Source organism: Streptomyces sp. NPDC001137, assembly GCF_040298885.1.
Taxonomy (GTDB): Bacteria; Actinomycetota; Actinomycetes; order Streptomycetales; family Streptomycetaceae; genus Streptomyces.
On the sequence record NZ_JBEPBA010000005.1, the window covers coordinates 374,495 to 385,408 of the forward strand.

The 10,914-nt window shown below is 66.8% G+C and carries 8 protein-coding genes; all 8 read right to left on the reverse strand.

From position 1 onward, the window contains the following. Positions 1-145: 145 nt before the first annotated feature. The 8 genes from dxs to ngcE all read right to left on the reverse strand — a co-directional run bounded on the left by dxs (position 146) and on the right by ngcE (position 10,720). Positions 146-2,074 (reverse strand): 1-deoxy-D-xylulose-5-phosphate synthase, encoded by a 1,929-nt coding sequence (gene dxs, locus ABT254_RS12940; protein WP_351467764.1) that lies wholly within the window; start codon positions 2,072-2,074, stop codon positions 146-148. A 277-nt stretch (positions 2,075-2,351) separates the two neighbouring features. Beyond that, positions 2,352-3,671: a sugar ABC transporter permease gene (locus ABT254_RS12945; protein ID WP_351467767.1), complete on the reverse strand. Its 1,320-nt coding sequence runs from the start codon at positions 3,669-3,671 to the stop codon at positions 2,352-2,354. Continuing rightward, positions 3,668-4,459, reverse strand: a complete 792-nt coding sequence (locus ABT254_RS12950; RefSeq protein WP_351467770.1) for an ATP-binding cassette domain-containing protein — start codon at positions 4,457-4,459, stop codon at positions 3,668-3,670. The genes ABT254_RS12945 and ABT254_RS12950 overlap by 4 nt, the downstream gene beginning before the upstream one ends. A gap of 248 nt (positions 4,460-4,707) precedes the next feature. Then, positions 4,708-5,811: a sugar ABC transporter substrate-binding protein gene (locus ABT254_RS12955; RefSeq protein ID WP_351467773.1), complete on the reverse strand. Its 1,104-nt coding sequence runs from the start codon at positions 5,809-5,811 to the stop codon at positions 4,708-4,710. 122 nt (positions 5,812-5,933) lie between these two features. Further along, the gene (locus tag ABT254_RS12960) at positions 5,934-7,133 is read right to left on the reverse strand and encodes an ROK family transcriptional regulator (protein ID WP_351467776.1); all 1,200 of its coding nucleotides are present in this window, start codon (positions 7,131-7,133) and stop codon (positions 5,934-5,936) included. Positions 7,134-7,315: 182 nt separating this feature from the next. Further along, positions 7,316-8,251 (reverse strand): carbohydrate ABC transporter permease, encoded by a 936-nt coding sequence (locus tag ABT254_RS12965; RefSeq protein ID WP_351467779.1) that lies wholly within the window; start codon positions 8,249-8,251, stop codon positions 7,316-7,318. Positions 8,252-8,269: 18 nt separating this feature from the next. Next, complete coding sequence (locus tag ABT254_RS12970) at positions 8,270-9,205, reverse strand: carbohydrate ABC transporter permease (protein ID WP_351467781.1); 936 nt, start codon at positions 9,203-9,205, stop codon at positions 8,270-8,272. A 66-nt stretch (positions 9,206-9,271) separates the two neighbouring features. Continuing rightward, the gene (ngcE, locus tag ABT254_RS12975) at positions 9,272-10,720 is read right to left on the reverse strand and encodes an N-acetylglucosamine/diacetylchitobiose ABC transporter substrate-binding protein (RefSeq protein WP_351467784.1); all 1,449 of its coding nucleotides are present in this window, start codon (positions 10,718-10,720) and stop codon (positions 9,272-9,274) included. Positions 10,721-10,914: the final 194 nt, after the last annotated feature.

Consider the following 10,914-nt stretch of genomic DNA (forward strand, 5'->3'; position numbering starts at 1 on the left):
GCTTACCTCCCACGCTTCGTCGTCCTCGACATGATCGAGAGGGGGCGTACTGCGTATGCCCCGGCGCGGGCGGATTCACGCAGATGGGCCGCTGCCACCACCCTCGGCGGTGGTGTCAGCGGCCCATCCGGTCGTATCGGGCGGGTCAGTCGCGCGCGGGCTCCACCGAGTCGACCTCGGCCGCCTCGCGGTTGAAGCGGCCGTCCAGCTTGGAGACGAGGCCGGTGACCTGGCGGGCGATGTCGGGTGCCGTGAGCCCGATCTCCGTCATCACCTCGGCGCGGGAGGCGTGGTCGAGGAAGCGCGGCGGGATGCCGAAGTCGCGCAGCGGTACGTCGACGCCCGCGTCGCGCAGGGCCTGCGCGATGGACGAACCGACTCCGCCGACACGGGAGTTGTCCTCGACGGTGACGACCACGCGGTGCCGCTCCGCGAGCGGCGCCATGGCCTCGTCGACGGGCTTGACCCAGCGCGGGTCGACGACGGTGGTGGAGATGCCCTGCTTGTCGAGCAGGGAGGCGATCTCCAGGCACATGGGGGCCAGGGCGCCCACGGAGACGAGCAGCACGTCCGGGGTGTCCGTGCCGGGCTCGCGCAGGACGTCCATGCCGCCCACCCGTCCCACGGCGGGTACGGCGGGTCCGACGGCGCCCTTGGAGAAGCGCACCACGGTCGGCGCGTCCTTGACCTCGACGGCCTCCCGCAGCTGCTTGCGCACCTGGTCGGCGTCGCGCGGGGCGGCCAGCCGGAGCCCGGGGACGACCTGGAGGATCGACATGTCCCACATGCCGTTGTGGGAGGGGCCGTCGGTGCCGGTGATGCCGGCCCGGTCCAGGACGAAGGTGACACCGCACTTGTGCAGGGCGACATCCATCAGCACCTGGTCGAAGGCCCGGTTGAGGAAGGTCGCGTAGACAGCGAAGACGGGGTGCAGTCCGCCGGTGGCGAGGCCCGCGGCGGAGACGGCCGCGTGCTGCTCGGCGATGCCGACGTCGTAGATCCGCTTCGGGAAGGCGTCCGCGAACTTCTTCAGGCCGACCGGCTGCAGCATCGCCGCGGTGATCGCGACGATGTCCTTGCGCTCCTTGCCGAGCTGCACCATCTCGTCGCCGAAGACGGAGGTCCAGTCGGCGCCGGAGGCCTTGATGGGCAGGCCGGTGTCGGGGTGGATGGGGCCGATGCCGTGGAAGCGGTCGGCCTCGTCCTGGAGGGCGGGCTGGTAGCCGCGGCCCTTCTCGGTGAGGCAGTGCACGATCACCGGGCCGCCGAACCGCTTGGCGCGCGCCAGCGCCGACTCCAGGGCCTCGATGTCATGACCGTCGATGGGACCGACGTACTTCAGGCCGAGGTCCTCGAACATGCCCTGCGGGGCGATGAAGTCCTTGAGGCCCTTCTTCGCTCCGTGCAGCGTCTCGTAGAGCGGCCTGCCGACGACGGGCGTGCGCTCCAGCAGGTCCTTGCCGCGGGCCAGGAACCGCTCGTACCCGTCGGTCGTACGAAGAGTCGCGAGGTGGTTCGCGAGGCCGCCGATGGTCGGGGCGTACGAGCGCTCGTTGTCGTTGACAACGATGACGAGGGGGCGGTCCTTGGCGTCGGCGATGTTGTTGAGGGCCTCCCAGGCCATGCCGCCGGTCAGGGCGCCGTCACCGATCACGGCGACCACATGGTCGTCGCGCTCCAGGATCTGGTTGGCCTTGGCGAGGCCGTCGGCCCAGCCGAGCACCGTGGAGGCGTGGCTGTTCTCGATGACGTCGTGCTCGGACTCGGCCTGCGAGGGGTAGCCGGACAGGCCGCCCTTCTGTTTCAGCTTCGCGAAGTCCTGGCGGCCGGTCAGCAGCTTGTGCACATAGGACTGGTGGCCCGTGTCCCACAGCACCTTGTCCTTCGGGGATTCGAAGACGCGGTGCAGGGCGATGGTGAGCTCGACGACGCCCAGGTTGGGGCCGAGGTGGCCGCCGGTCTTGGAGACGGCGTCGACGAGGAAGGTCCGGATCTCCTCTGCCAGCTGGTCCAGCTGCTCCAGGCTGAGCCGGTCCAGATCGCGCGGTCCCCTGATGCGGGTCAGCAGCGGCACCCGTGCCTCCTTGCAGTAGAGCTGTTGCCGGGCTCGTCGAGTCTAATGTTCCGCCTGCGCGGCCGACGCCCGGGCAGTGCGTCATAGGTCACGCGATCGGCTGTACCCAAGATCCGCCGCCCCTATGACACGACTGCGCCCGGCACCGCCATTGGCGCCGGGCACAGGTATGAGAGAGGGGCCGCCTGCGGCCCCATCAGGGGCGCGGGGAACTGCGCGACCAGCCACATCCGGCCGGCACCCGCCGATCCACCGCACCCCCTACGGCGCGACCGCGTTATGCGCGACCGGCAGCCTTCTGGCTCCGACGGCTGACGGAGTCGATGACCACCGCACCGAGCAGAACCGCACCAGTGATCATGTACTGGATGGACGTGTTCATGTTGAGCAGGTCCAGGCCGGTCTGGATCGACTGGATGACCAGCATGCCCAGCAGGGCGGACCAGACCGAACCCCGGCCGCCGAACAGCGACGTACCACCGATGACCGCCGCCGCGATGGCGAGCATCAGGGTGTTGCCGCCACCCGCGGTCAGCGTCGCGCTCGCGGTCTGGCCGGCGAAGAACATGCCGCCGATCGCAGCGAACATGCCGGAGATGGCGAACACGGTGATGCGGACCATGGGCACGCTGATACCGGCACGGCGGGCCGCCTCGATGCCACCGCCGACCGCGAACACCTTGCGGCCGTAGGTGGTGCGCCGCAGCACGAAGTCGACGACCACCAGGCAGGCGAGGAAGATCACCAGGGCGTTGGAGACACCGGCGGCGTTGTTCAGCACGGCCGCGGCCGCGAAGGACGCCACACCGAGCAGGACGACGCGCACCAGGATCTCGCTGGTGGGACGGAAGGGCACCCCGGCGGCCCGGCGGCGGCGCTGCTCGTTGAACTGGCCCACGAGGGACAGGAAGACGCCGAGGCCGGCCAGCAGATAGGCGCCGATGACGGCCTGGTCCATGAAGAAGGAGTTCTGACCGAAGAGGTGCACCGGGCCGGTGTCGGCCGGGATGTTGATGGTGCCGCTGGAGCCCAGCAGCCACAGCATCAGACCGTTCCAGCCCAGGAAGCCGGCGAGTGTCACCACGAAGGCCGGCACACCGATTCTCGCGAAGAAGAACCCGTGCAGCGCACCGATACCGATACCGGTCAGGATCGTCAGGACCAGAGCGAGCCAGTCGTTCATCCCGTGCTCGACCACGAACACGGCGAAGATCGTCGAGGCCAGGCCGCTGACCGAGCCCACGGAGAGGTCGATCTCGCCGAGCAGCAGCACGAACACCAGGCCGATGGCGAGCATGCCGGTGGCCGACAGGTAGTAGCTGATGTTGGACAGGTTGTCCGCGCTGAGGAAGCGGTCGTTCTTCAGCTGGAAGATCGTCCAGATGACGATCAGGCCGATGACCACCGGCAGCGAGCCCAGCTCGCCGCCCTTCACCTTGCGCTTGAACTCGGTGAGGTAGCCCTTGAAGCCCTCTTCGCGGACCAGCAGCCGCGGGTCGACGACGGCGACCGGCGCGGCCGTGGGGTCGTCCGCCGGAGTCGTTGCCTGCTGCTCCGGCGCGGCGTCCGTCTTGGAAACCTTGGACGTGTCGCTCACTTTGCCGCCTCCGTGCTGCGACGCCCCGCACGACGGGTCACGGCGTTGTCCGTGGCACCCGTGATCGCGGCGATGATCTCTTCGTGGCTGGTGTCCTTCACGGGGAAGGAGCCGTTGTTCCTGCCCAGGCGCAGAACGGCGACGGTGTCCGCGACCGCCTTGACATCGGCCATGTTGTGGCTGATGAGGATGACGCCGAGGTCCCGCTCGCGCAGCCGCTCGACCAGGTCGAGGACCTGCGCGGTCTGCTCGACGCCGAGGGCGGCGGTGGGCTCGTCGAGGATGACGACCTTCGGGTCGCCGATCAGCGCGCGGGCGATGGCGACGACCTGGCGCTGACCGCCGGAGAGGCTCGCGATCGGGATGCGGACGCTCGGGATGCGGATGGAGAGCGTGGACAGCAGCTCCCGGGCGTTCTTCTCCATCGTCACCTCGTCGATGGCGCCGCGGTGCAGCAGCTCACGTCCGAGGTAGAGGTTGCCGACCACGTCGAGGTTGTCGCACAGGGCGAGGTCCTGGTAGACGGTCGCGACACCGAGTCCCTGGGCGTCGTGCGGCTTGTTGATGCTGACCGGGTTGCCCTCCCACTCGATGACGCCCTCATCGATGGGGTGGACACCTGCGATCGTCTTGACCAGGGTCGACTTCCCTGCGCCGTTGTCGCCGACCAGGGCGACGACTTCTCCGGCGTGGACCTCCAGCTCTACGTCGGTGAGGGCCTGGACCGCACCGAATCGCTTGGAGACTCCGCGCAACGCCAGCACGGGCGTAGCGGACACGTGAACCATCTCCTTCGCCGCCTGACCGGCGGGGATGCCGCGCTTGGGGTACTGCGCGGAGAGGTGTGCGAAGACGCACGAGGTTTACAGGATGAACATGCGCGAATCCGCTGCCCTTGGCAACGGTTCCGTCCGGCACCCGTCCCGGTAGCGGGGTATGAAAGCCGGGGCGGGCGCCGGACAGGCTTCGCGGGACCGCGTGGCGGTCGCGGCTGCGGTGACTGCCCAGGGGTCCGGGCAGTCACTCGGGTGCTCGACTACTCGAGGCCGGCCGACTTGCAGGCCTTGGCGTAGGCGGCGGTGCAGATCTGCTTGACGGTGTACAGACCGTCCTTGACGACCGTGTCCTTGATGTTGGCCTTGGTGACCGACACCGGGGTCAGCAGCTGGGAGGGCACCTTGTCGCCGGAGCCGCTGGTCAGCGTCGTGGTGGCGAGCGAGGAGATGCTCTTGCCCTGGGCCAGGTCGACCGCGAGCGTCGCGGCGCCCTCGGCCTCCGGCTTGTAGGCCTTGTAGACGGTGCTCGACTGGGTGCCCGCGAGGATCCGCTGGATGGCGGCGAGCTCCGCGTCCTGACCCGTCAGCGGGATACCGGCGATACCGGCGCCCTTGAGGGTGTTGGCGATGCCACCGGCCATGCTGTCGTTGGCGGAGTAGACGCCCGCGATCTTCTTGGCGCCGAGCTGGGTGATGGCCGCGGACATCTTCTGGGCGGCGACGGTGTCCTTCCAGAGGCCGGACTGCTCGTAGGCGATGTCGACCTTGCCGTCGAGGGCCTGGTGCGCGCCCTTCTTGAACTGGGCGGCGTTCGGGTCGGCGTCGTCACCGTTGATCATGACGACCTTGGAGCTCTTGTTCGCCTTGGAGCCCAGCGAGGTGAGCAGCGCCTGACCCTGCAGCTCGCCGACCTTGACGTTGTCGAAGGAGATGTACGCGGAGACCGGGCCCTGCGCGAGACGGTCGTAGGCGACGACCTTGATGCCCTTGTTGACCGCGGTCTGGATCGAGGACTTGATGGCCGCGGAGTCCTGAGCGCTGATCACGATGACCTTGACGCCCTTGGTGATCATGCTGCTGACCTGCTGCGCCTGCTTGGCCGCGTCGGCGTTGGCGTTGGCGTACTGCACGGTGCAGCCGGAGCACAGCTCCTTGACCTTGGCCTCGAACAGCGGCCGGTCGAACTGCTCGTAACGGGTCTGCGTGTTGTCGGGAAGAAGCAGGCCGATCGAGGCCTTGGTGCCGCCGGAGCTCGAGCTGCCGGAGTCGTTCTTCTTGTCACCGGCCTTGCCGCAGGCGGCCATGGACAGTGCCATCGAAACCGCGGCCGTGCCGATCACGACTCTACGCATCGTTGCGTTCATTTGGGGGTGCCTCCCTGACAGGGCCGCAACGCTGCGGCCGAGGTGGCTGGAAGTCAACTCGGCCACACGTGCGACGTCAAGAAGTAAATACTTAACGAGATGGCAACGGCGTCATGCGTTCTCTAAGTGAAGGCAGGTGTCGCAGTCGACAAGGTGCCATCCAAAAGGGTCGAATCGCCCATCTCGCTGAGTGCGAGAGCGAGCGCTCCGAGCACCTCCGCACGGCCCCCAAGTGCCCCCGGGAGAACGGACAGTTGGCGCGCTGCACTGGGGATCGCATAGCGGCCGACGGACTCTCTGATCGGCCCGAGCACCAGCTCACCGGCCTCGGCGAGATCACCGCCCAGGACGACCCGGCTCGGGTTCAGCAGATTGCAGAGATTGGCGACTCCAGAACCGATGTGACGGCCGACGTCGGCGATCACCCGACGGCAGCCCGGGTCTCCGTCCCTGGCCAGCCGCACGACGCCTTCCATCGTCAGGTCGGTGCCGTGGCTCGACTGGAGCAACGGAAGTACGTAGCGCGCTGCCGCAAAGGTTTCCAGGCATCCCCGGTTACCGCAGCGGCAGACAGGGCCCGACTCATCGAGTGTAATATGTCCGATTTCTCCCGCAGTGCCGCCGGGCCCCCGGTAGATCTTCCCGTCGATCACCAGACCCGCTCCGACACCACTCGCGACCTTGATGTACGCCAGGTCCCTGACCCCCCGGCCACTGCCCCAGACCAGCTCGCCGAGGGCGCCGAGGTTGGCGTCGTTGTCCACGTGCACGGGCACGCCGAGCCGCCCCCGCAGCTCCTCGGCGGGCTTGGTGCCGATCCAGCCGGGCAGGATCGCCGACGAGCCGAGGGTGCCGGACTCGACGTCGATCGGACCGGGCACACCGAGGCCCACGCCCGCGACTTTGGACCGGTCGACACCGGTTGCTGCAATCAGGCGATTGACCAGCTCTTCCGCCCGGTCGAAGCCCTGCGCCGAGGAGGCGTCCACGTCCAGCGGCTCGGACTCCTCGGCCAGCACCTGGTGGGCCAGGTTCCCGACCGCGACGCGCAAATGCGTATGCCCGAAGTCCACGCCGATGACGATCCCGGCGTCGCCGCTGAGGGAGACGCTGCGGGCTCTTCGGCCACCCGCCGAGGTGGGCGTGACCTCGACCGTTCCGCCGTCCTTGAGCTCGCGGACGATGTTGGAGACCGTTGCCGCGGACAGCCCCGTGGTCCTCGCGATCTCCGCCTGCGTGAGTGACCCGGCCAGCCGGACGGCCCGTACGACCCGCTCCAGGTTGGCTCGGTGCAGTGACGACTGCGACCCCGGAGTCTCCACGACGACCTCCTGCGCGCGGGACCGCTTCAATGAGGCCCCGTCTATGTCCAACTAGTGAACTCTAAGCTGAGCTGTTCGGGTCGCCTCCCGTCAAGAGGTTGAACTGTTTCCGGGCCCCTGTGCACATGGCTCAGCGCCGCCCCCGGGAGCCGGGAGCGGCGCGCGCCGACGGTTTCGGAGGGCTATTTCAGGGTGGCCGACGTCAGTCCCGCCTGCACCTGGCGCTGGAACGACAGGTAGACCACCAGCATGGGGATCATCGCGATGGTCACGCCCGCGAAGAGGACGGGCAGGTCGGAGGCGTAGCCCTGCTGCTGTTGCAGCTGGATGAGCCCCTGGGTGAGGACGTACCGCTCGGGGTCGCTGCCGCTCTGCGGCTGCATCAGCACGGTCGGCAGGATGAACTGGTTCCACTGGCCGAGCGTGTTGAAGATGCCGACGCTGATCAGCCCCGGCTTCGCCATCGGCAGCATCACCTGGAAGAAGGTCCGGGTGTGCGAGGCCCCGTCGAGGACCGCCGCCTCGAAGACCGCTGTCGGCAGGGTCCGGAAGAAGGCGTGCATGAAGAACACCGTGAACGGCATCGAGTAGGCGATGTAGACCAGGATCAGGCCCTGGTAGGTGTTGAGCATGTCCAGCCGCTTGACCATGAAGAACAGCGGGACGAGGGCGAGGAACACGGGGAACATCGCGCCGGCGACGAAGAAGTAGTACAGCAGCCGGTTGCCCCAGAACTGGTACCGGGCGAGAACGTACGCGGCCATGGAGCCGAGCAGCATCGTCAGAGGCACGGAGAAGACCAGGACGATGAGGGTGTTGAGGAAGTAGTCACCGATGCCCTTGTCCCAGGCCCGGCGGAAGACGTCGAAGGTCCAGTTGTCGGGCCAGCCGAGGGCCGAACCGCCGATCTGGGCGTCGGTCTTGAAGGAGCTGAACACGAGCCACAGCAGTGGCAGCACGATCAGCAGCGCCCATAGGGCGAGGAAGCCGTGCGAGAAGACGTTCAGCACGACGCCTTCGCTGCGCTGCTCACCTGCTCGTGCCAGGGCCTTGCCCGCCGGGCGCTGGGGCGGAACGGTACCGCCCGAGGGGACGGTCTCCTTGAGGGGTGCGCTCATCGTTGTCGTCTCTTCCGCTCAGAACTCGACGCGCTCGCGGCGGGTGGCGCGCAGCATCACCAGGGACAGGACCAGCGTGAGCAGCAGCATGACCACGCCCATGGCGCAGGCATAGCCGCTCTTGCCGAAGTACTGGAAGTTGCGCATCATCACGGTCGACATGACGTCGCTGTGGTGATCGGGCCCTCCGCCGTACGCGCCCATGCTCGCGGTCATGGAGGAGACCAGGACGAACATGTCCATCGCGACGATGCCGAGGTACACCCAGGCGGTCTGCACGGTGTCCCACAGCAGCGGCAGGGTGATGCGGAAGAAGGACTGGTTGCGCCCGGCGCCGTCGATGAGCGCGGCCTCGTAGATGTCCTTCGGGATGGACTGCATGGCGGCCGAGAACAGCACCAGGTAGAAACCGACGCCGTGCCAGACCACGGCCACGATCAGCGCCCACAGCACCAGGTCGGGATCGTTCAGCCATTCCGTGGGATTGCTCGCGTCCACCAGGCCGATCTTGATCAGAAAGCCGTTGAGCAGACCACCACCGTCACTGCGGTACACCGCGTTGAACAGCACCGCGACAATCGCCAGCGACAGCACCTGCGGGAAGAAGTAGATGATCTTGTAGAACTTGGATCCGGCGACACCCTGCACCCCGCCGGCCTTGCTGCGCCCGCCCGCATTCACCATGAAGGCGAAGAACAGGGCGAGCAAAATGGTGATCACCGGGATGAACACCAGGAACAGGATGTTGTGCCAGATGGCCTGCATGAAGACGTCGTCCTGGAACAGCGCCCTGTAGTTGTCCAGTCCGACGAACTTGAAGGTCTGTGACTGGCCCTTCCAGTCGGTCAGCGAATAGCCGAACGTCTGCATGTACGGCCAGATCACGAAGATCAGATAGAGCGCCACGGGAACGAAGAGAAATCCCGCGACGAACCTGTACTGCCCTTTGCGCATTGGCTTTCCTGCCCCTGGTGTCCTCCCCCGGACCGGATTTCTCCGGTCCGGGAAACGGCGTTGCGGTCAGTCCCGGTGGTTCTTCTTGGAGGCCGGGTCCTTGGCCTGCTTGTCGACCGCGGCCTGGCACCGCTTGAGCCACTCCTTCGGCTGGATGCGCTTGGACATCAGCTCGTTGGACGCAGCCTGGATGGCCGTGTCCATCTCGCTGTACCACTCCGGGTAGAGGTAGCGGAAGGTGTTGTCACCGGCCGCCTTGGACGCCTCGACCGTGGACTGGGTGCCGGGGCGGAGCTTGACACTCGCGTCGACGCCGTCCTTGAGGATGGTGAGGGAGTTGGCCTCCTTGGCGAAGAGCGTCGACCACTCCTTGGAGAGCATGTGCCGCATGAACTCCTTGGCGCCCGGCAGGTTCTTTGCCTTCGCCGGGATGATGAAGGGCTCTCCGGAACCGGCCCGGATGGCTTCGAAGGGCAGCTTGCTGTCGGGCAGCAGGGGCATCGGCATGAACTTCATGTCGAAGTCCGACGGCGTCTGCTTGAGCTGCTCGTTCTCCAGCCAGGAGCCGCAGGTGATGAACGCGGCCTTGTACTGGTTCCAGCGCGTCTGGGACTCGGTGTGGGTCAGGCCGTTCGTGCCGGGCATCAACAGGCCCTTCTCGACGACCTCGTAGATCGCCTCGACACCGGCCAGCGCCGCGTCCGAGCCGACGAACGCCTTGGGGTCGAGGTTGTCGATCGCCTTCATCGCGTCCAGACCGCCCGTCTTGGCAATCAGGTCCATGATGGCGACGTTGATGTAGTACGGGTACTTGCCCTGGTGGGCGAGACCGCCGATACCTTCCTTCTTCGCCGCCTGGCAGACCTTGATGAAGTCGGCCCAGGTCTTCGGCTCCTCCCAGCCCTTCTCCTTGAAGAGCTTGCCGGAGTACCACAGACCCCACACCGTGTAGATGTAGTTGAGGGCGACGATCTTGCCCTCCTGCATGCCCGCGTCGAGGGTACCGGGAATGATCATGTCCCGGACCTTCTTGCTCGGATCGTCGACCGACGGCGCGTCGAGGACGGGGGCGAGGTCCAGCAGCTGGCCGTTCTTGTACAGGACGTCGATCTTGATCTGCTGAGCGCCGGAGTCGTCCACGATGTCCGGCGGGTTGCCCGCGTTGAAGCGGGGCTGAAGCTTTCCGGTGATCTCCTGCGTGCCGGTGTGGGTGGAGGTGATGCCGAGCTTCGTCTTGAAATTCGCCTCCCACGCCTTGGCGTAGTCGTCGCCGTATCCGCCCTTGAAAACGACGACGTCCAGCTTGCCGCCCTTCTCCACTCCGAAGGGGTTCGACTTGGACGTCTTGCCCTGGTTGGAGTTGTTGTCGTTGTTGTCTCCTCCGCCGCCGCTCGCACACGCGGACAGGAAGCTCATCGTGGGTACTGAGATCAATCCGAGCGCGGCGGACCGCTTGATCAGATCGCGGCGGCCGACACCCGCGTTGCCGGTGTTCTCGGCGGAAGTGGATCCCATGCTCAAGTCCTCGCCTTCTCCAGGACTCAGGCGGTGAAGGGGATCCTCCCCGGCACCGCGGTCAGGTCAGCAGGGTCGTGCAGGAAGTGCGGATGGTGAAGAACGGATCGGGTGAATCGCCGACAGGTATAGTCCACTTCCCGCCAACGGAGCAAGATCGAATGCAAGGTTGGCCAATGGTCTTATCCGAGTTG